This window comes from Bradyrhizobium sp. LB8.2 (assembly GCF_040548035.1).
GTDB lineage: Bacteria > Pseudomonadota > Alphaproteobacteria > Rhizobiales > Xanthobacteraceae > Bradyrhizobium.
On the sequence record NZ_JBEPQV010000017.1, the window covers coordinates 52,696 to 71,145 of the forward strand.

Sequence of the window (18,450 nt, forward strand, 5' to 3'; positions counted from 1 at the left end):
AAAGCCCGGCCGTTTGGCCGGGCTTTTTGTTCGGAGTTCGTGGTTTCGTAGGGTGGGTTATCCTCGCGGCTGCGCGTTGCGCAGTCCGCTAGGCGTAACCGACCGCTTCTCTTTCCACGCGAAAAACAAAGAGGTGGGTTACGCGACGCTAACCCACCCTAGGTTCGCACTGGTCGGGGCGCTGGCTCACTTCACCGGCCGCTTCTCTAGCTTTCGTGCCAGCGTGCGCCGGTGCATCCCCAGCCTTCTCGCCGCTTCCGAAATATTAAAGTCGGTCTCGATCAGGGTCTGGTGGATGCGCTCCCATTCGAGTGTCTTGATCGATGTCGGCCGCGCGTCGAGCGCGACCTCGGCATTGCCTTCGGCCTTGCTGAAGGCGGCTTCGATGTCGTCGGTGTTCGACGGCTTTGCCAGATAGTGGCATGCGCCGAGCTTGATGGCCTCGACGGCGGTGGAGATGCTGGCAAAGCCTGTCAGCACCACGATCAGCATCTCCGGGTCGTGCGTATGCAAAAGCTCGACGCAGGCGAGGCCCGAGGCACCGCCGAGCTTGAGGTCGACGACGGCATAGCCGAACGATCGTTGCTCCAGAGCTTTCCGCACGTCCTCGATCGAGGCGGCGAGCACGACCTCGTAGCCGCGGCGCTCGAACGAACGCTTCAGCGTGCGCGCGAACCCGGCATCGTCCTCGACGACGATGAGCGAGCGGTCAGGCGTCAAAGCTGCCTCCGATCGCGAGCGTTGCGAGCGGCAGCGTGAGGCGGACGGTGGCGCCGCGCTTCCTGTGGTTCTCGGCGGTCACGCTGCCGCCGAGCTTGCGCACGACGTTCACAACCAGGAACAGGCCGAGCCCGCCGCCGGCGCGGCCCTTGCTCGATTGATAGGGCTTTCCGAGCTGTGCCAGCATCTCCGGCGCAAAGCCCGCGCCGCGGTCGCTGATAGACAGCACGAGATTATCGCCCTCGCGCTCGGCCACGAGCTCGACCCAGTCGCGCGAGACCTCGTAGGCGTTGTCGAGCACATTGAAGATGACTTGCTTCAGCGCGATGTCGGACACGATCGCGACGTCCTCGCCGAAGGTGTTGACGAAATACAGCGTGTGCGCCGAGCGCGCGTCGCGCCACTCTTCCACCAGCGCCGTGACGAAGGCCGTCACCGTCGTCGGAGACGAGCCTTCGCCGCGGGCCTCGCCGGCCGACACCAGGATGCCGGTCACGATGGTCTTGCAACGTTGCAGCGAAGTCTCCATCTCCGCGAGATCCTCGGCCAGCTCCTGATCGGCGGCGAGGTCGGGCATGCGCCGCCAGTCGCTGAGGATGACCGAGAGCGAGGCGAGCGGCGTGCCGAGCTCGTGCGCCGCGCCGGAGGCGAGCAGGCCCATGCGCACGATGTGATCCTGCTCGGCGGCATGCTGGCGCAGCGCCGCCAGATGTGCGTCGCGCTGGCGCAAATTCCTGTTGATGCGGGTGACGAACACCACGAGCAGCACGGCGTTGAGCACGAAGCCCAGCAGCATGCCGGCGACGGTGAGCGTGTAGGTCTCGCTCAGCGGGTTCGGTGGCAAGTCGAGCGGCCGGTACGCGATCGTCAGCCAGACGAAGCTCGCGCAGGTCAACGCGACCAGCGACCATGTCGAGCGGCCATCGAGCAGCACCGCGCCCAGCGTCACCTGGAGCAGGAACAGCGAGGTGAAGGGATTGGTGGCGCCGCCGCTGAGATAAAGCTGCGCGGTCAGCGCGGCGACGTCCAGCATCAAGGCGACCAGCAGCTCGTTGTTGGTGATCGCGGCGCGATGGCGCACCCAGACGAGGCTGGAGACGTTGAGAAACACCAGCGCGCCGATCACCGCGCCCATGCGGGTGAGGGGCAGGGGAATGCCAAGCCAGACATGCACGCCGCCGATGGTCACGATCTGGCCGACCACCGCAGTCCAGCGCAGCTGGATCAGCAGCGCCATGTTCTTGCGGTTGGTCTCGTCGTCGGTCGGCGCAGCCCCGATCAGCTCGCTGCGCGCGTCCGCCTGCGATTGCAGCGTGACAGCGCCATGCGTTCTTCCGTCGTCAGGTTGGCTCGACGATCGTTCCAGCATCTGATCCCGTCCTGCGGGCGACGGCATCGGAGCCGCCGGCCGCTTCGTGGACGAAGCCGCTCCAGGGCTTCTTGCGGCGGAACAGCCCGCCGCCGAATGTGACAAAAAGTCTGCCGGCCAGCATGAAAGCCAGGGCAAACCACGTCAGCGCATAGATCAGGTGGTTATTGGGAAAGCGGACCACGGTCAATCCGCCGATCGGACCGCTGCTGGATTGTGATCCGGCGTCGGCATCGACGAAGAACGGCGCGACCTCGCCGAGCCCGCGTGCCGCCGCAATCGCGGCGACATCCCGTGAATACCAGCGATTGTGTTGGGGCACGTTGTTCCTGAGGAATCCGCCCTTCGGCTCCGTGATGCGCAACAAGCCGGTGATTTCGACTTGGCCGTCCGGATTGCCGTCCCGGCGCATCGACGCGTCGCGCCGCTCGGACCGCACGAAGCCGCGGTTGACCAGGACCATCGTGCCGTCGCTGCGCTGAAGCGGCGTCAGCACCCAATAGCCCGGGCCTTCTTCGGTGACGGCCTGAACCAGCGTCTCGCGGTCATGCAGGAAGCGGCCGGTGACGCTAACATGCCTGTATTCGTCATTTGCGGTGGACACCGCGGGCCATGACGCGATCGAGGGGATCGGCTGGGCCGGGGCATGAACGCGCTGCTCGACGCGATCGATCAGCGCCAGCTTCCAGGCGCGGCGCTCGATCTGCCAGACGCCGAGCGCGATCAGAAGTGCAAAGGCCGTGAGCGAGAGGACCGTGAGCCACAAGGACGGACGCGCAGCTTTTCCGCGAGCCCCGTCTGCTTTGCTTATCACAGTCCCAGTCTCGTTCATTTCATTCCAGTCATCTGGTGGATCGGCATCATGTTGCTGTTGAGGTGGTTCATCACCCACAGCGAACCCGACAGCGCGATCGCCACCATGACGATGGTGAAGATCAGCGCCATCATGCTCCAGCCGTTCTCGGATTTGGGGCTCATGTGCAGGAAGTAGATCATGTGCACGACGATCTGCACGACCGCGAAGGCCATGATCACCAGCGCGGTGATCTGCTTGCTCGGAAGCGCGCCGCTCATCACCAGCCAGAACGGGGTCGCGGTGAGCACGACCGAGAGCACGAAGCCGAGCATGTAAGTCGAGAACGAGCCGTGGGCGTGGCTGTCGCCCTGGTGATGATCGTCCGCGTGGGCAGCGTGAGTATCGGTGTTCATCGCAGAACTCCCAGGAGATAGACGAAGGTGAAGACGCCGATCCAGACCACGTCGAGGAAGTGCCAGAACATCGACAGGCACATCAGGCGGCGGCGGTTGGCCTCGATCAGGCCGAACTTCCAGACCTGCACCATCAGGGTCACCAGCCAGATCAGGCCGCAGGTGACGTGCAGGCCGTGGGTACCGACCAGGGTGAAGAAGGCGGACAGGAAGGCGCTGCGCTGCGGCGTCGCGCCTTCATGGATCATGTGGGCGAACTCGGAGAGCTCGATGCCGATGAAGGCGGCGCCGAACAGGCCGGTGATGGCCAGCCACATCTGGGTCTGGCCGATCTTGTTCTGCTGCATGGTCAGCATGGCAAAGCCATACGTGATCGACGACAGCAGCAGCATCGAGGTGTTGACCGCGACCAAAGGCAGCTCGAACAGGTCCTTCGGCGCGGGACCGGCGGCGTAATTGCCGCCGAGCACGCCGAAGGTGGCGAACAGGATCGCGAAGATGAGGCAGTCGCTCATCAGATAGATCCAGAAGCCCAGCGAGGTGCTGTAGCCTTCTGGATGCGGGTGTTCGTCGGCGAGGTAGAAGACCGGTTCGCCGGTTTGCGCGGGATTGACAGTGACAGTCATTACTTGGCTCCGGCGAGTAGTTTGGTGCGCGCGTCCTCGGCCCGGATGACATCGTCAGCCGGAATGTCGAAGTCGCGGTGATAGTTGAAGGTGTGGCCGATCCCGACGACGAGCATCGCAGCGAAGCTCGCGGCGGCAAGCCACCAGATGTACCAGATCAGGCCGAAACCCATCGCGGTGGCAAGACCGGCGAGGATGATGCCGGTGCCGGTGCTGCTGGGCATGTGGATCGGCTTGAACCCGGTGAGCGGACGCTGGTAGCCGCGGCGCTTCATATCCCACCACGCGTCATTGTCGTGGACGACGGGGGTGAAGGCGAAGTTATAGGCCGGCGGCGGCGACGAGGTCGCCCATTCCAGCGTGCGCGCATCCCAGGGATCGCCGGTGACGTCCTTGAGCTGCTCGCGCCTGAGGAAGCTGACGGCGAACTGCATCAGCATCGAGAGGATGCCGAGGAAGACCAGGAAGGCGCCAATGCCGGCGATGATGAACCAGATCTGCAAGCTGGGATCGTCAAACACGCGCAAGCGCCGGGTCACGCCCATCAGGCCGAGCACATAGAGCGGCATGAAGGCGAGGTAGAAGCCGGTGACCCAGAACCAGAACGACAGCTTGCCCCAGAACGGATCGAGCTTGAAGCCGAACGCCTTCGGGAACCAGTAGCCGATACCGGCGAACGCGCCGAACACAACGCCGCCGATGATCACGTTGTGGAAATGCGCGATCAGGAACAGGCTGTTGTGCAGGACGAAGTCGGCCGGCGGCACCGCCAGCAGCACGCCGGTCATGCCGCCGAGCACGAAGGTCAGCATGAACGCGATCGTCCACATCATCGGCAGCTCGAAGCGGATGCGGCCGCGATACATCGTGAACAGCCAGTTGAACATCTTCGCGCCCGTCGGGATCGAGATGATCATCGTGGTGATGCCGAAGAACGAGTTGACGCTGGCGCCCGACCCCATCGTGAAGAAGTGGTGCAGCCAGACCAGGTACGACAGGATGGTGATGACGACAGTGGCGTAGACCATCGAGGTGTAGCCGAACAGCCGCTTGCCGGAGAAGGTCGAGGTCACCTCGGAGAAGATGCCGAAGGCGGGGAGAACCAGGATGTAGACCTCGGGATGACCCCAGATCCAGATCAGGTTCACGTACATCATCGGGCTGCCGCCGAAATCGTTCGTGAAGAAGTTGGTGCCGACGTAGCGGTCGAGCGAAAGCAGCGCGAGCACGACGGTCAGAACCGGGAAGGAAGCGACGATCAGGACGTTGGTGCAGAGCGCGGTCCAGGTGAACACCGGCATCCGCATCATGGTCATGCCGGGGCAGCGCAGCTTGACGATGGTGCAGATCAGGTTGATGCCGGACAGCGTCGTTCCGATGCCTGCAACCTGCAACCCCCATATATAATAATCGACGCCGACGTCCGGGCTGTAGCCGATGTTCGACAGCGGCGGATAAGCGAGCCAGCCGGTGCGGGCGAATTCGCCGATGAACAGCGAGGCCATCACCAGCACCGCGCCGCCGACCGTCATCCAGAAGCTGAAATTGTTCAGGAACGGAAACGACACGTCGCGCGCGCCGATCTGGAGCGGCACGACGAAGTTCATCAGGCCGGTGACCAGCGGCATCGCCACGAAGAAGATCATGATCACGCCGTGGGCGGTGAAGACCTGGTCGTAGTGATGGGAGTTGAGATAGCCCTCCGAGCCGCCAAAGGCGAGCGCCTGCTGCAACCGCATCATCAGCGCATCGGCGAAGCCGCGCAGCAGCATCACGATGCCGAGGATCATGTACATGATGCCGATGCGCTTGTGGTCGACGCTGGTGAACCACTCGCTCCAGAGATAGCCCCAGAGGCGGAAATAGGTCAGACCGGCGAACATGATGAGGCCGCCGGTCGCCACCACCGCAAAGGTGCCGACGACGATCGGCTCGTGCAGCGGCAGAGATTCAAAGGTGAGCCGGCCAAAGATGAGCTTGAGAAGATCAGGAGACATGCGGGATCTCTTTACGAATCTGACTTCGGACGTTGTCCGAGGAAGAAGGACGAGGACTTCAGCGGCGTGAAAGTCGGCCGCTTCAGGCCGGCGCCGAGTAGCGGCGCGGTGTCGAGCGGTGCCGTGATGGAGGCGGTGGTCCTGCCCTGCGGCGCATCGGGCGTGCAGGTGCCGGCGACGAAGCTGGGCTCCGGCCCAAGCGCGGTGCCGCGGCGCGCGTATTTGTCGTAGGCCAGCGGCAGCGTGTTGTTCAGACCCTCATGGCCGAGGCCGCCCTTGGCGTCGATCGCCATCATCTCGCTCTGGCACATCTTGCCGATCTCGACGCACATGTTGAGGATCAGGCGGTAGAGATCGGAATCGACGGTGCCGTAGCGCCGCACCGGCTCGTTCTGGCTGGGCTTCTCGAGCTGGAGATATTCGGCGCGGCCGAGCGAGCCGCCGCCGGATTTGGCGCTGGCGATCCAGGCGTCGAAGCCCTTGTCGTCGAACCCGTGGAAGTTGAAGTGCATGCCGGAGAAACCGGCGCCGCTATAGTTCGCTGAGAAACCCTTATACGTACCGGCGTGGTTGATCACGGCGTGGAGCGACGTCTCCATGCCCGGCATCGCATAGATCTGTCCGGCGAGCGCGGGGATGTAGAAAGAGTTCATCACCGAAGACGCGGTGATATGGAAATTGATCGGACGATCGACCGGCGCCGCGAGCTCATTGACGGTGGCGATGCCGTAGTCCGGATAGATGAAGAGCCACTTCCAGTCGAGCGCGACGACGTCGACCACGAGAGGGACCTTGCTTTGGTCCACGGAGCGCTCCGCGGAGATGCGGCCGATGTTGCGATAGGGATCGAGCAGATGCGTGCCCATCCAGGTCAGCGCGCCCAGGCAAACGATGATCAAAAGCGGCGCCGACCAGATCACCAGCTCAAGGCTGGTCGAGTGGTCCCATTCGGGCTCGTAGCGGGCGTCGGTGTTGGACTGGCGGTAGCGCCAGGCGAACAGCACCGTCAGCGCCATCACGGGAACGACGATCAGGAGCATCAGGACGGTGGACATGATGACGAGGTCGCGCTGTTGCGCTGCGATATCGCCGGCTGGTGCCAGCACGACGTAGTTGCAGCCGCTGAGTGCAACCGCCAGGGGTAGCAGCGCCAGGATCTTGAGACGGGACACGGGCCGACCTTATGAGAATGAGTTTCTTTCGTGAGACCAAGGGGTAGCTGCGACGCAGCAATCCGGACATTGGACAATTTGTCCAATGTTGCAGTGCGAAATGTTGCGCCAAACAGAACCGGATCGCCTGGCGCCCCGCCGGGCGGTCGGCTTTGGTTTTCAGGACGTTAAGGGCGCACCAATGGCGACGGCACAGACCCCCGCAATGGCAGACCTCCACTCGGGCGAGCACGGCCACGACCAGGCCCGTCCCGGCGAGATTGCCATCGGCGTCATCATCGGCCGCACCTCGGAATTCTTCGACTTCTTCGTCTTCGCGATCGCCTCGGTGATCGTCTTTCCGCGCCTGGTGTTCCCGTTCACGAGCGAACTGACCGGCACCCTCTATTCCTTCATGATCTTCGCGCTGGCCTTCGTGGCCCGGCCGATCGGCACCGTCATTTTCATGACGGTCGACCGCGAATACGGCAAGACGGCCAAGCTGATCTCGGCGCTGTTCCTGCTCGGCACCGCCACCGTCGCGATCGCGTTCCTGCCCGGCTATCACGAGATCGGCGTTGCGGCGATCTGGCTGCTGGCGCTGGCGCGCATCGCGCAGGGTCTGGCCTGGGGGGGCGCCTGGGACGGGATGGCCTCGCTGCTTGCGCTGAATGCGCCGCCGTCAAAGCGCGGCTGGTACGCGATGGTGCCGCAGCTTGGCGCGCCGCTCGGGCTGATCGTGGCGAGCGCGCTGTTCGCCTATTTCGCGGGGAATCTCTCGGCCGACGATTTCTTCGATTGGGGCTGGCGCTACCCGTTCTTCGTCGCCTTCGCCATCAACGTCGTGGCGCTGTTCGCGCGCCTGCGCATGGTGACGACGGAAGAATATGCCTCGCTGTTCGAGACCCGCGAATTGCAGCCCTCGCGCATCTCCGAGACTGTGGCGCGCGAAGGCCAGAACATCATGCTCGGCGCATTCGCGCCGCTGGCGAGCTTTGCGCTGTTCCACATGGTTACGGTGTTTCCGCTGTCCTGGGTGTTCCTGTTCACCCGCGAAAGCCCGGTGCGCTTCCTGATCATCGAGATCGTCGCCGCCGTGTTCGGCGTCGGCGCGATCGTGCTCTCCGGCGTCATCGCCGACCGCGTCGGCCGCAAGTCGCTGCTGATGGGATCGGCGATCGCGATCGCGATCTACAGCGGCTTTGCTCCGCAGCTGCTCGATGCCGGCGCGTTCGGCGAGACCATCTACATGGTGATCGGCTTCATCCTGCTCGGCCTGTCGTTCGGCCAGTCGTCGGGCGCGATCGCCTCGAACTTCAAGCAGGCGTATCGCTACACGGCCTCGGCACTGACCTCGGACATGGCCTGGCTGTTCGGCGCCGGCTTCGCGCCGCTGGTCGCTCTGTTGCTTGCGACCAATCTCGGCGTCATCGCCTCGGGAGCGTATCTGCTGTCAGGCGCGTTCTGGACCCTGCTCGCGCTCTGGCTCAGCGGCCAGCGCGAGGCCGGAGACATGGACGCGGGCGGTTAGGGCGCAAGCGGCTTGTAGGGCGGGCAAAGGCGCGTAGCGCCGTGTCCACCATCCGCAAACATCGCGTCGAGAATGGTGGGCACGCTTCGCTTTGCCCATCCTACTGCAGCCTCAATCCGCCACGACCTTCACGCGATCCCGCACCTTCACCTGAGCGTTGCGATCGAGGCCGTTGAGCACGCGGAAACGTTCGGCCGGGTGATCGACGCCGGCCATGCGGTGGGAGAGCGATTCCACGGTGTCGCCGGGCTGCACGGTGATGACCTTGATGCGCAGGGGGCGCGCGGCCTGGATCTCGTCGAGCGTCAGGCGGCGGAATGAACTGACGGTCTCGCGCGCATTGCGCTCGCTCTCGGTCGACTTCTGCCGTGCCGCAAAGATGAAGCGGTAGACGTCGCTGCCGAAGCGCAGCGCATAGACCTTGAACTGCCACTGGTCGCCCTTGGCGGTGGCGGACGCCGCCGGGAAACCGTTGATGGTGATGTCCTCCGTGGACGCCTTCTCGACGCCTTCCATCCAGCCGGAATTCAGGTAATCGCCGAGCGACTGCTCGGCCGGCACCCGGACGACGTCGAAACGCATCGCCTGCGAGCCGCCGTCGCGCACGCCGATCACGGCCTGCGCGGTGTTGTCGAGCGTAAAATTGTCCGGCGCCTGGAAGGTGAAGCCGAGCTTCGGATGCAGGAAGCGCCGGCCGCGGACAAAACCTTCGCTGGGGTCTTCGCCGTAGACAAGGTTATCGATCGCGGCGAGATAGGTTTCGCGGTCGCGCTCGGCGCCTTCTGGCGCTGAGTACTGCCGCGCGATAGTCTGCGCGTTCTGCACGCGCTCCGGCGTTGCCGGATGCGATGAGGTGAAATCCTGCGCGCGCGGATCGAGCGAAGTCTTTCCGACTTTCAACTCCGCATTGCGCTCCATCGCCGAGAGAAAACGTGCGGCACCATAAGGGTCGAAATGGGCCTTGGCGGAGAGGCCGACGCCGATGCCGTCGGCCTCGAACTCCTGATTACGCGAAAAGCTCGCCATGGTCAGCTTGGTCTTGGCGAGCGCGAGCGCGGTGAGATCGGGATCGTTGCTCATGTCGGTGACGACGCGGGTGACGATCGCGGCCTGGCGCGCCTGGTCCTCGCGCATCGCGGCGTGCTTGGACAGCACATGCGCCATCTCGTGGCTCAGCACGGAGGACAATTCCGAGGTGTCGCTGGCGAGCGCAAGCAGGCCGCGGGTGACATAGAGCTGGCCGTTCGGCAGCGCGAAGGCGTTCACCGCGCCGGAATTGAGGATCGTGACCCGGTACCCCTGGTCGGGGCGGTCGGACGCCGCGACCAGCCGGTCGACCGTTTTGGTCACGAGCGATTCGAGCCTGGGATCGTCGTAAGTGCCGCCATAGCTCGCCAGGATGCGCTCGTGCTCCTTCTCGGTGGCGGGGGTCTGCGCGACGGCCGGCTTCGGCTTGGGCATCGCCACGATCGGCGGTGCCGCGGCGGTCTGGAACCGGTTCATGTCACCGCAGCCGGCAAGGGCTGAACCCAGAACAAGGCATAGCACGGCCGGCGCTGCCCGCAGGCGGCGGCGTTCGCCTCGTCCGTGCCGTTCTAGCACCCCATTCACGTTGCTTAACCCGTGCCTGGCCCTTTTAGGGCCCTACCCCTGTCGGCTCGTTTGCGCCGAGCAACTCGACCTGTCCCGCGAGGCGTACATCGATACGCGGCCCCGTATTCCCCTCGACCCAGCCCCGGACGCGAATACGTCTATTCTCCAGAGACTTAAGAGCGGTCCCGGCGCTTTCGAATGCCGGTAGTGTCCGCTTTGAAATAGTCACGGCAAAGCCGCGCGTCCAGTTCCGTCCGAAGTTGAGGTAGGTTATTGCCCCAGCTTGCCGGACCGACAGGACTTTGACCTCGACCACCACAAAACGCCCGATCTCCGCCAAAATATCGTCCGGACTTTCCGCGTTTTTTATGGCCGACGGGTCAGCCCAGTTGCCCTTTTTTTGGCGCCGCGCTTCGGCCTCCGATTCCATCAGGGCGGTCGCGCAATCCTTGTCGGTGATCTCGGCGGAGACGATGGCGTCGCCCTGAGCGAGCAGCACCGCCTGCACGGAGATGTCGCTCTCGCCGACAAAGACCAGCGCGCCTTGCCGGCCATAGCGGTCGGGCGTGTCGTCAGCGCTGCGCAGAATCACGTCGCGGCCGACGAGCAGCGCGGTCAGCGCCTGCTTCGTCGTCGCGGTCGGCTCAATGCCGTTCAGGCGGATGTCGCGGCCGTCGTCAAGACGGACGCTGCGCGCATCGATCGCGACGACGCGGCCTTCGCCTTGGGACTCGAACCGGCACGGGCTCGCGAATGCGCTGCGACCCGCGACGAGAAGGATTGCGACGATGAGGTGAAGCCGTTGCGTCACGTGACCCGGAGAGGTTGCGTTGCCCGCCAGTCTTAACTCAAGCGCGGCGTGTCGCGAAGAGGCTTCGTTACACTCCGTCATTGCGGGCGCAGCGAGACAAGGACGGCGTGGAAGCATCTTGCCGCACACGGCCATTCCGTTTTGCGGAAAACGTACGCGCCAATCGTGTCCCCGTAGCGCACCTTCGCTTGCTGCGCTCTCGTGCATGCGGCATGATTGCGGCAACAGCTTTAGCCAAGAGCAAGAACCAAGAGCAATAACCAAGCCGCCATCAGAGTACGGCGCGATAAGGGAGGTCTTTTTCGATGAAGCATGTTTTGTCGGGCATTTTTGCCGCCGCATTGGCGCTGAGTGCGAGCGCCGTGCAGGCGCAGGACAAGCCGCCGCTGAAGATCGGCGGCATCCTCGACATGTCGAGCCTGTATGCCGACATCACCGGCCCCGGCAGCGAGACCGCCGCCAAGATGGCCGTGGAGGACTTTGGCGGTGAGGTGCTCGGACGCAAGATCCAGGTGCTGGCCGCCGACCATCAGAACAAGGCCGATCTCTCCGCCAACATCGCCCGCGATATGCTCGACAACCAGGGCGTCGAGATGATCTACGACGTCGCGGCCTCCGCGACCGCGCTTGCCGCCGGCGAGATCGCGAAAGCGCGCAACAAGATCATCATGTTCAACGGCCCGGGCTCCATCCGCCTCAGCAACGAGGCCTGCGGTCCCTATACCATTCACTACGTGTTCGACACCTACGGCCAGGCCAACGTGACCGGCCTCGCGGCCGTGAGGTCGGGCCTCGACACCTGGTTCTTCCTGACCGCCGACTACGCCTTCGGTCAGGATCTGGAGAAGGACACCAGCGCCGTCGTGACCAAGACCGGCGGCAAGGTGCTTGGCAGCGTGCGCCATCCGCTCAACACGTCGGATTTTTCGTCGTTCCTGCTTCAGGCCCAGGCCTCCAAGGCCAAGGTGATTGGCCTTGCCAACGCCGGCGGCGACACCGTCAACGCCATCAAGCAGGCGGCCGAGTTCGGCATCACCAAGGGCGGTCAGAAAGTCTCGCCGCTGCTCGCCTTCGTGACCGATATCGACTCGATCGGGCTCGAGACCGCGCAGGGCCTGTTGCTTGCGGAAGCCTTCTACTGGGATCTCAACGACGACACCCGTGCGTTTTCGAAGCGCTTCCAGGAGCGCATGAAGCGGCCGCCGACCTCGGCGCAAGCCGGCGTCTACTCTTCCGTGACGCACTATCTGAAAGCGGTGAAGGCGGCCGGCACGACCGACGCTGCGACGGTGATCAAGGTGATGAAGGAGACACCGATCAACGACTTCTTCGCCAAAAATGGCAAGATCCGCGAGGACGGCCGCATGATCCACGACATGTACCTGTTCGAGGTCAAGAAGCCGTCGGAGTCCAAGGGCCGCTGGGACGACTACAAGCTGCTCGCCACCGTGCCCGGCAGCGAGGCGTTCCAGTCGCTGGAGCAGTCGCGCTGCCCGCTGGTGAAGAAATAAGGCTCGTCATTGCGAGCGAAGCAATCCAGAGATGTTTCCGCAGAGACGGTCTGGATTGCTTCGTCGCTTCGCTCCTCGCAATGACGGGTGTGGCCAAAGCTCTATCAAACAACAACAAGGGAGACGTCCCATGAGCAACGACATGGTCCTGCAGAAGCTCGAAGGCGGGCTGCTCACCATCACCATGAACCGGCCCGAACGGAAGAACGCGCTCAACCCGGACATGGTCGCCGGGCTGGTCGTGGCGGCGCGGCGCGCGGCGGACGATCCGGAGGTGCGTGCGGTGCTGTTCAAAGGCGCGGGCGGCAGCTTCTGCGTCGGCGGCGACGTCAAGTCGATGGCGGAGGGACGCGCGCCGCCGCCGTTCGAAGTGAAGATGGCGAACCTGCGCCGCGGCATGGAGGTGTCGCGCATCCTGCACCAGATGCCGAAACCCGTGGTGGCGCAGCTCGATGGCGCCGCGGCCGGCGCGGGTCTGTCGATGGCGCTGTCGTGTGACCTCCGCATCGTCTCCGAATCCTGCAAGATCACCACCGCCTTTGCAAAAGTCGGCTTCTCCGGCGATTACGGCGGTACCTATTTCCTCACCCAGCTGCTCGGCAGTGCGCGGGCGCGCGAGCTCTATTTGCTGTCGCCGGTCCTGACCGCGAGGGAGGCTCATGCGATCGGCATGGTGACGAAGGTCGTCCCCGATGCCGAGATCGACACGGCCGCGCACGAGCTGGCGCTGTCGCTGGCGCAGGGCCCTTCCATTGCGCTGGGCTTCATCAAGCGCAACATCAACAATGCCGAGCATCTCGCGCTCGAAGATTGCTTCGACGGCGAGGCGATCCATCACACCCGCTGCAGCGACACCGAGGACCACAAGGAGGCTGCAAAGGCGTTCGTCGAGAAGCGCAAGCCGACCTTCAAGGGCGCATGACGATGGCGCCCTATATGCGGCTGCGGCAGATTTGCCTGGTCGCGCCGCAGCTCGCGCCTGTCATCTCCGACATCGCGGAAATCATGGGCCTCGCCGTCTGCTATCGCGACGGCAATGTCGCAAAATACGGCCTGGAGAACGCGCTGCTTCCGGTCGACACGATTCTGCTGGAGGTCGTCGCACCGTTCAAGGACGGCACCACCGCCGGTCGCTTCATCGAAAAGAGCGGCGGGCGCGGCGGCTACATGGCGATCTTCTGCTGCAACGATCCCGACGAGCGCGGCTGTAACGCCAACGCGCTTGGCGTGCGCACGGCCAACGTCATAGACCACGCGCCCTATCACGGCGTGCAGCTCCATCCCCGCGACTGCCGCGCCGCCTTCATCGAGTTCAACCACACCGAGGGCAGCGACGACATTTTGGGGCCGTATCCGCCGGCGGGGCCGGACTGGCAGAAATTTATCCGCAAGGACGTGACGCAGACGTTGACGAGCGTGGAGATGCAGAGCCCGGATCCAACAGGGCTGGCCGAGCATTGGGGCAAGATCATCGGCGTTGCGCCGAGTGGCGATACCGAATTGAAGCTGCCCAATGCGACCTTCCGCTTCGTCAAAGGCGCCGGCGAGATCATGAGCGGGCTGGAGTTTCGGGTTGCGGACAAAGCACAGGTGCTGCATGCGGCCAAGGCAAAGGGGCTTGCGGTTGCAGGCGACGAGTTTTTGCTCGGCGGGGTGACGTTCCGCGTCAGTTGATCCCTTGATCGTTATCCGTCACCCCGAGGTGCTCGCCGCTTCGGTGAGCCTCGAAGGGCGACGGCTACCGGCGAGTAAGGAACGTCACATGCCGCATCCGCTCGACAGCTTCTTCGCACCAGCAAGCATCGCGTTGATCGGCGCCTCGCGCGATCACGAGAAGATTCCCGGCCGGCTGTTGTCGATGTTGCGCAAGAACGAGTATCCCGGAAAAATCTACCCGGTGAACCCGAACTACGCCGAGATCGACGGGCTCATTTGCTACAAATCGATCACGGAGATCCGCGCGCCGATCGATCTCGCCGTCATCATCATTCCCGCACGCGCCGTGCTTGCCGCGCTCGAACAATGCGCCGCCGCCGGCGTCAGGAACGCAGTGATCATCTCCTCCGGATTTGCCGAGGAAGGTGGCGACAGCGCGGCGATGCAGGACGCGATCGCGGCGCTGGCCGGGCGCACCGGCATGCGGATTTCCGGTCCGAACGCCGAGGGCTTTTTCAGCCAGATGCAGCGTGTGGCGGCAACGTTCAGTCCCGCCGTGGACGTCAAGCCGGGCGTGGCGCCGCTGGTCGCGACGACGAAACGGATCGGCATTGTCGCGCAGAGCGGCGGCATCGGCTTTGCCTATTATCACCGCGCCAAGGCGATCGGCATTGCCGTGAGCTATGTCGTCAGTGCGGGCAACGAATCCGATCTGGGGGCCGGTGAATTTTTGGATTACATGGTGCAGGACGCCGCGACCGACGTGATCCTGCTGTTCATCGAAGGCATTCGCGACGTCGACAAGTTTCTCGCGGCAGCGCGCCGGGCAGCCGAGCTGAAGAAGCCTGTCATCGTGACAAAAGTCGGCCGCTCCGGCGCCGGGATGCGCGCGGCCGCCTCGCACACCGCGAGCATGGCCGGGTGGTCGGCGGCCTACGACGCCGTGTTTGCCAAATATGGCTTCATCGTCTCCAACGATCTCGACGAGGCGCTGACGATCGCAGCAGTGCTTGCGAGCAATCCGTTGCCGAAAGGCGATCGCGTCGCCGTGGTCACCGTCTCCGGCGGTGCCGGCATCTGGGGCGCCGATGCCGTGGCGCGGCAAGGCTTGCAAGTGCCGGAGCTCTCCGGAAAAATCCAGGCGGAGATCAAGACGCTGATGCCGTCCTACGGCACCGCGCGCAATCCGATCGACGTCACAGCGCAAGGCGTGACGTCGGGGGGCTTGCAAAAGAGCGTTGATCTGCTGACTGCTTCGGACGAGGTCGATGCAATTCTGGTCTTGCTGTCGCTGTCGAGCGAGGTGCGCAAGCCCTTCAGGGAAGCGGAGCTGAAGCCGGTATTGGCCGCGCAGCACAAGCCCGTGGTGTTTTACTCCTATACGGTGCCGTCGGACTTCGCCCGGCACGAGCTTGCCAAATCCGGCGTCGTTGTGCTGTCCGGTCTGACTCATGTCGGTGTGGCGATGCGGCAGCTGGTCGACTACGCCAATTTCAAACTGCAGAAGCCGGCGGATGGGGCGGAGCTGCCCGCGCGCGATCTCTCGGCGCATCTGACTTCATCGGTTCTGTCCGAGGCCGACAGCAAGGAATTGCTTCGCGCCGCCGGCGTTGTGCTGCCGGCCGAAGTGCTGGTGAAAGAGAAGGACGAGTTGGACGCGGCCGTCGCGGGCGTCGGTTTCCCGCTGGTGATGAAAATCCAGTCGCCGGACATTGCGCACAAGAGCGAGGTCGGCGGCGTGCGCGTCAATATCACCACCAAGGGCGAGGTGTTTCTTGGGTTCGAAGCGCTGCTCAACAATGCGCGCAAGCACCGGCCGGATGCCGTAATTCAAGGCGTGCTGGTCGCGCCGATGGCGAAGAAAGGCGTCGAGATCATCATCGGCACGATGACGGACAAGACCTTCGGCCCGATGGTGATGGTCGGCCTCGGCGGTATCACCACGGAGCTGTTCCGCGACGTCGTCTACCGCCCGGCGCCCGTGAGCGCGAAAGAAGCCGGCGCGATGCTGGCGAGCCTGAAGGCCGCGCCGTTGTTGAATGGTTTTCGGGGAGCGGCGAAGGCGGATGTCGCGGCGGCGTCGCAACTGATTGCCGACATCTCCGTGCTTGCGTCACGGCATGCAGAGGAAATCGCGGAGATCGAGCTCAACCCGGTGCACGTGCACCCGGAGGGGCAGGGCGTCACGATCGTCGATGCGCTGGTGGTGGGGCGGGGTTAATCCCTCTCCCACAAGGGGAGAAGGAAGAGCGCAATCACCGCCCCTTGAAATTCGCCACACGCCGTTCTTCCGTGGCCTTCACGCCTTCCTTGAAATCCTCCGTCGCGCGCAGCCGGGTCTGCTCCTCGAGCTCGTGATTGGTCGCGGCCATGACGCGGTCGGCCAAGTCGGCGCGCATCGTCGCGCGGGTGGAGACGAGGCCGAGCGGGGAGCATTCGGCGATCTCGCCGGCGAGCTTCAGTGCGGCCGCCTTGACCTGGTCCTGCGGCACCAGCTCGTTGGCGAGGCCCCATTTGACCGCTTCCTGGCCGGTGACGCGGCGGCTGGTGTAGAACATCAGCTCGGCGTTGTTCTTGCCGATCAGCTCGGGCAGCGTCACGGTCAGGCCGAAGCCGGGATGGAAGCCGAGTTTTGTAAAGTTCGCGGAGAAGCGTGCTTCGGGGCAGGTGACGCGGAAGTCCGCGGACACCGCGAGCCCGAGCCCGCCGCCGATGGCGGCGCCCTGCACGGCTGCAACGATCGGTTTCTTGGCGCGGAAGATGCGCACCGCCTGGATGTAGAGATGGTTGATCGCGCCGAGGCTGTCGGCCGGATCGCCCTTGGCGGTTTTCTCGGCTTCGCGCGCCTCCTGCGCCTGTCGCGCCGGGTCCTTGAAATTGGCGCCGGCGCAGAACGCCTTGCCTTGCGCGGACAGCACCGAGCTGCGGATCTCGATGTCGCGATCGAATTCGTCGAGCGCATCCGCGATCTGGTTGATCAACGAGATGTCGAAGAAGTTCAGCGGCGGGCGACGAATCTCGATGGTGCCGACATGCCCGACCTTCTCGACGCCGATATCTTTATAGGTGCTCATGATGTCCTCGAAGAGTTAGCGCAAACCAGGTCCGCGCGCCTAGCGCAAACCAAGTCCGCGGGCGATGATGCCGCGCAGCACCTCGGTGGTGCCGCCCTGGATGGTGAGTTTCGGTGCGGTCTTGATGGCGAAGTCGAGCTGCCGCTCCAGCGTCTCGCGGTTGGTCGCGGTCTCCTCGACGAAGGCGGCGAGATCGCGCACGCGGTGCGGCAGCTGCTGCTCCCACACCGTGCCGATGTCCTTGACGATGGACGCTTCCACCACCGGCTCCTTGCCGGCCTGCAACATGCCGGCAACCGAGACCGACATCCGCCGCATGGTGTGGAGCTGCGCCACCAGCCGGCCGATGCCTTCGGCACTGCGCGTGTCCGGATTGGGGCCGACCGCGCGAACCAGCTCGGTCAGCACGTAATAGGTCTCCAGAAAACGCTCGGGGCCCGAGCGTTCATAGGCTAGCTCGCTCGTCGCCTGCTTCCAGGCGCCGTCGACTTCGCCGAGCACGTGATCGTCAGGCACGAAGAAATCGGTGAAGACGACCTCGTTGAACTCGTACTGGCCGGTGATCTGGCCGATCGGGTTCACCTGGATGCCCGGCTGCTTCATCTTGACCAGAAACTGCGTCAGGCCGTGACGGCGGTTTTCCTTGGTCGGTTGCGACGTCCGGAAGATCGCGATCATGTAGTCGGCGATGTGCGCCGACGAGGTCCAGATCTTGGTGCCGTTGATGAGATAGCCGCCGTCGGTCTTGGTCGCGCGCGTCTTCGCGGCGAACAGGTCCGAGCCGGAGTTCGGCTCGCTCATGCCGATCGCAAAGCAGATCTCGCCGCGGCAAATGCGCGGCAGGATGTCCATCTTGATATTTTCCGGGGCGTATTTCAGCAGCACCGGCCCGCTCTGGCGATCGGCGACGAAGAAGCGCCGTGTCGGCGCATTGGCCACGCGCATTTCCTCGGTCACCACGTAACGTTCGAGGAACGAGCGCTCCTGGCCGCCATATTTCTTCGGCCAGGTCATGCCCAGCCAGCCCTTGGCGCCGACCCGGCGGGAAAATTCCGGCGCGTCGGTGTCTTCGCGGTTCGGCTTATGCGGATCGAAAGTGCCGGCGGCGATTTCCTCCGCGAGGAAGGCGCGCACTTCCTTGCGCAATTGCTCGCATTTTTCAGGCAGGCGGATCGGATCGAAACGGAGGGCAGCGGTCATTG

16 protein-coding genes are annotated in these 18,450 nt (G+C 64.1%); 5 read left to right on the forward strand and 11 right to left on the reverse strand.

Going from position 1 to position 18,450, the window contains the following annotated elements; all coding sequences use genetic code 11:
• Positions 1 to 186: 186 nt before the first annotated feature.
• From ABIB06_RS20985 to cyoA, 7 genes are read right to left on the reverse strand one after another with little or no spacing between them, the layout of a single operon-like run.
• Positions 187 to 720, reverse strand: a complete 534-nt coding sequence (locus tag ABIB06_RS20985) for a response regulator transcription factor (RefSeq protein WP_247348518.1) — start codon at positions 718 to 720, stop codon at positions 187 to 189.
• Positions 710 to 2,089: an ATP-binding protein gene (locus tag ABIB06_RS20990; protein ID WP_354050231.1), complete on the reverse strand. Its 1,380-nt coding sequence runs from the start codon at positions 2,087 to 2,089 to the stop codon at positions 710 to 712. Before ABIB06_RS20990 ends, ABIB06_RS20985 begins: the two co-directional genes overlap by 11 nt.
• The gene (locus tag ABIB06_RS20995; RefSeq protein WP_247348524.1) at positions 2,061 to 2,921 is read right to left on the reverse strand and encodes an SURF1 family protein; all 861 of its coding nucleotides are present in this window, start codon (positions 2,919 to 2,921) and stop codon (positions 2,061 to 2,063) included. Before ABIB06_RS20995 ends, ABIB06_RS20990 begins: the two co-directional genes overlap by 29 nt.
• The gene (gene cyoD / locus ABIB06_RS21000; RefSeq protein ID WP_247348527.1) at positions 2,918 to 3,298 is read right to left on the reverse strand and encodes a cytochrome o ubiquinol oxidase subunit IV; all 381 of its coding nucleotides are present in this window, start codon (positions 3,296 to 3,298) and stop codon (positions 2,918 to 2,920) included. Before cyoD ends, ABIB06_RS20995 begins: the two co-directional genes overlap by 4 nt.
• Positions 3,295 to 3,924, reverse strand: a complete 630-nt coding sequence (cyoC, locus tag ABIB06_RS21005; RefSeq protein WP_247348530.1) for a cytochrome o ubiquinol oxidase subunit III — start codon at positions 3,922 to 3,924, stop codon at positions 3,295 to 3,297. Before cyoC ends, cyoD begins: the two co-directional genes overlap by 4 nt.
• Positions 3,924 to 5,921 carry a cytochrome o ubiquinol oxidase subunit I gene (gene cyoB, locus ABIB06_RS21010; RefSeq protein ID WP_247348534.1) on the reverse strand — a complete coding sequence of 666 codons (1,998 nt, stop codon included), beginning with the start codon at positions 5,919 to 5,921 and terminating at the stop codon, positions 3,924 to 3,926. The genes cyoC and cyoB overlap by 1 nt, the downstream gene beginning before the upstream one ends.
• Before the next feature lie 11 nt (positions 5,922 to 5,932).
• A complete protein-coding gene (gene cyoA, locus ABIB06_RS21015) occupies positions 5,933 to 7,093 on the reverse strand; it encodes a ubiquinol oxidase subunit II (RefSeq protein ID WP_247348536.1) in 1,161 nt (386 codons plus the stop codon).
• A gap of 181 nt (positions 7,094 to 7,274) precedes the next feature.
• On the opposite strand from cyoA, the gene ABIB06_RS21020 reads away from it, so the two are divergent.
• On the forward strand, positions 7,275 to 8,603 hold the full coding sequence (locus tag ABIB06_RS21020; RefSeq protein WP_247348539.1) for an MFS transporter: 1,329 nt from the start codon (positions 7,275 to 7,277) through the stop codon (positions 8,601 to 8,603).
• Positions 8,604 to 8,714: 111 nt separating this feature from the next.
• On the opposite strand, the gene ABIB06_RS21025 is transcribed toward ABIB06_RS21020, so the two are convergent.
• Both ABIB06_RS21025 and ABIB06_RS21030 read right to left on the reverse strand, forming a co-directional pair.
• A complete protein-coding gene (locus ABIB06_RS21025; RefSeq protein ID WP_247348541.1) occupies positions 8,715 to 10,106 on the reverse strand; it encodes a M48 family metalloprotease in 1,392 nt (463 codons plus the stop codon).
• Between the two features lie 133 nt (positions 10,107 to 10,239).
• On the reverse strand, positions 10,240 to 11,088 hold the full coding sequence (locus tag ABIB06_RS21030) for a thermonuclease family protein (protein ID WP_354069226.1): 849 nt from the start codon (positions 11,086 to 11,088) through the stop codon (positions 10,240 to 10,242).
• A 224-nt stretch (positions 11,089 to 11,312) separates the two neighbouring features.
• Between ABIB06_RS21030 and ABIB06_RS21035 the strand changes: the two genes are divergently transcribed.
• From ABIB06_RS21035 to ABIB06_RS21050, 4 genes are all read left to right on the forward strand, one after another.
• The gene (locus ABIB06_RS21035; RefSeq protein WP_247348544.1) at positions 11,313 to 12,518 is read left to right on the forward strand and encodes an ABC transporter substrate-binding protein; all 1,206 of its coding nucleotides are present in this window, start codon (positions 11,313 to 11,315) and stop codon (positions 12,516 to 12,518) included.
• A 130-nt stretch (positions 12,519 to 12,648) separates the two neighbouring features.
• The gene (locus tag ABIB06_RS21040; protein WP_247348547.1) at positions 12,649 to 13,440 is read left to right on the forward strand and encodes an enoyl-CoA hydratase; all 792 of its coding nucleotides are present in this window, start codon (positions 12,649 to 12,651) and stop codon (positions 13,438 to 13,440) included.
• 2 nt (positions 13,441 to 13,442) lie between these two features.
• The gene (locus ABIB06_RS21045; RefSeq protein ID WP_247348549.1) at positions 13,443 to 14,192 is read left to right on the forward strand and encodes a VOC family protein; all 750 of its coding nucleotides are present in this window, start codon (positions 13,443 to 13,445) and stop codon (positions 14,190 to 14,192) included.
• A gap of 88 nt (positions 14,193 to 14,280) precedes the next feature.
• On the forward strand, positions 14,281 to 16,395 hold the full coding sequence (locus tag ABIB06_RS21050) for an acetate--CoA ligase family protein (RefSeq protein ID WP_247348552.1): 2,115 nt from the start codon (positions 14,281 to 14,283) through the stop codon (positions 16,393 to 16,395).
• Between the two features lie 34 nt (positions 16,396 to 16,429).
• On the opposite strand, the gene ABIB06_RS21055 is transcribed toward ABIB06_RS21050, so the two are convergent.
• Complete coding sequence (locus ABIB06_RS21055; protein WP_247348555.1) at positions 16,430 to 17,248, reverse strand: enoyl-CoA hydratase/isomerase family protein; 819 nt, start codon at positions 17,246 to 17,248, stop codon at positions 16,430 to 16,432.
• Positions 17,249 to 17,287: 39 nt separating this feature from the next.
• Entirely contained in the window at positions 17,288 to 18,448 is a 1,161-nt protein-coding gene (locus tag ABIB06_RS21060) for an acyl-CoA dehydrogenase family protein (protein WP_211400069.1), read from the reverse strand.
• Positions 18,449 to 18,450: the final 2 nt, after the last annotated feature.

Bases quoted from the DNA above. Each gene is read 5' to 3' on its own strand.
- ABIB06_RS20990 (WP_354050231.1), bottom strand. From the start codon at position 2,089: ATGCTGGAACGATCGTCGAGCCAACCTGACGACGGAAGAACGCATGGC.
- ABIB06_RS20995 (WP_247348524.1), bottom strand. From the start codon at position 2,921: ATGAACGAGACTGGGACTGTGATAAGCAAAGCAGACGGGGCTCGCGGA.
- cyoD (WP_247348527.1), bottom strand. From the start codon at position 3,298: ATGAACACCGATACTCACGCTGCCCACGCGGACGATCATCACCAGGGC.
- cyoC (WP_247348530.1), bottom strand. From the start codon at position 3,924: ATGACTGTCACTGTCAATCCCGCGCAAACCGGCGAACCGGTCTTCTAC.
- cyoB (WP_247348534.1), bottom strand. From the start codon at position 5,921: ATGTCTCCTGATCTTCTCAAGCTCATCTTTGGCCGGCTCACCTTTGAA.
- ABIB06_RS21020 (WP_247348539.1), top strand. From the start codon at position 7,275: ATGGCGACGGCACAGACCCCCGCAATGGCAGACCTCCACTCGGGCGAG.
- ABIB06_RS21025 (WP_247348541.1), bottom strand. From the start codon at position 10,106: ATGAACCGGTTCCAGACCGCCGCGGCACCGCCGATCGTGGCGATGCCC.
- ABIB06_RS21030 (WP_354069226.1), bottom strand. From the start codon at position 11,088: ATGACGGAGTGTAACGAAGCCTCTTCGCGACACGCCGCGCTTGAGTTA.
- ABIB06_RS21035 (WP_247348544.1), top strand. From the start codon at position 11,313: ATGAAGCATGTTTTGTCGGGCATTTTTGCCGCCGCATTGGCGCTGAGT.
- ABIB06_RS21040 (WP_247348547.1), top strand. From the start codon at position 12,649: ATGAGCAACGACATGGTCCTGCAGAAGCTCGAAGGCGGGCTGCTCACC.
- ABIB06_RS21045 (WP_247348549.1), top strand. From the start codon at position 13,443: ATGGCGCCCTATATGCGGCTGCGGCAGATTTGCCTGGTCGCGCCGCAG.
- ABIB06_RS21050 (WP_247348552.1), top strand. From the start codon at position 14,281: ATGCCGCATCCGCTCGACAGCTTCTTCGCACCAGCAAGCATCGCGTTG.
- ABIB06_RS21055 (WP_247348555.1), bottom strand. From the start codon at position 17,248: ATGAGCACCTATAAAGATATCGGCGTCGAGAAGGTCGGGCATGTCGGC.
- ABIB06_RS21060 (WP_211400069.1), bottom strand. From the start codon at position 18,448: ATGACCGCTGCCCTCCGTTTCGATCCGATCCGCCTGCCTGAAAAATGC.